Origin of the sequence: Streptomyces sp. SID1328, from assembly GCF_009865595.1 — a bacterium.
GTDB classification, from domain to species: domain Bacteria; phylum Actinomycetota; class Actinomycetes; order Streptomycetales; family Streptomycetaceae; genus Streptomyces; species Streptomyces griseoluteus.
The window spans coordinates 1-1,009 of the sequence record NZ_WWKH01000924.1; the positions used below are offsets into that span (position 1 = coordinate 1).

At 67.3% G+C, this 1,009-nt stretch carries 1 protein-coding gene and 1 rRNA gene; both read left to right on the forward strand.

Annotation, left to right across the window (positions count from 1 at the left end):
- A 5S ribosomal RNA gene (gene rrf / locus GT030_RS29775) occupies positions 1-75 on the forward strand; the annotation flags it as partial.
- 117 nt (positions 76-192) lie between these two features.
- Positions 193-858 carry a DegT/DnrJ/EryC1/StrS family aminotransferase gene (locus GT030_RS29780; protein WP_161203745.1) on the forward strand — a complete coding sequence of 222 codons (666 nt, stop codon included), beginning with the start codon at positions 193-195 and terminating at the stop codon, positions 856-858.
- Positions 859-1,009: the final 151 nt, after the last annotated feature.

Consider the following 1,009-nt stretch of genomic DNA (forward strand, 5'->3'; position numbering starts at 1 on the left):
AACCCGGAAGCTAAGCCTCACAGCGCCGATGGTACTGCAGGGGGGACCCTGTGGGAGAGTAGGACGCCGCCGAACTAATTTTGATAAAAGGGTTGGTCCCTGAACTTCGGTTCAGGGACCAACCCTTTTTTATTTTCCGTAACTTGTTGTTCACGTCGTCCCCCGAACATGTGCCGCATGGGTACCGCAGCAATGCTCAGGGCCGCCGGCGTGGGAGCCGGGGACGAAGTCGTCGTACCTGCCTTCGGGAACGCCGAAGTCGCCGAGGCGGTCGCCCTGGTGGGCGCGCGGCCGGTGTTCGCCGACATAGATCCGGTCACCTACTGCCTGGACGCGGACTCCGTCGCGGCCTCCGTGACGGACCGGACCGCGGGCGTTGTCGTGGTCCACCGGTTCGGCCGGCGGGCCGATGTACGGCCGCTGCGTGAACTGGGAAACCGACGCGGTCTGTTGGTGCTGGAGCGGGGTGAAGCCGACGCTCCGGGCGAGGAGTTGGTGCGGCGGCGGGAACGGGCCGCCTATCTGGACGCCCGGCTCAAGGGAGTTCGGACGCCGGACGGCGGGTACGGGCACACCTACCAGCAGTACGTGGTCCGGGTGCCGGGGAACGGGCGGCCCGACCGGGACGCGTTCGCGCGCGCCCTGCGGGCCAGGGGAGTTGCCTGCCGGATTCCCGTGCAGACGCCCGCGCACCGGCTGCCCGGGTTCCGGCGCCCCGGCTGGACGCTGCCGGAGACCGAGCTGGCCGCGGACGAGACGCTCGCGCTGCCCGTCGACCCGGCTCTGACGAAGCGGGAGATGCAGCGGATCGTCGCCGCCTGCAATGCCCTTGGCGGACTGCTCCAGCCCGCTTTCTGAACAAGCGGCGAACGGATTTGGGAAGCCGAGCCCGTTCAGGGTACGATCTTCTTGTTGCCGCGAGGGAAACCTCGAAAGCGACAAGGCCCCCATAGCTCAGTCGGCAGAGCGTCTCCATGGTAAGGAGAAGGTCAACGGTTCGATTCCGTTT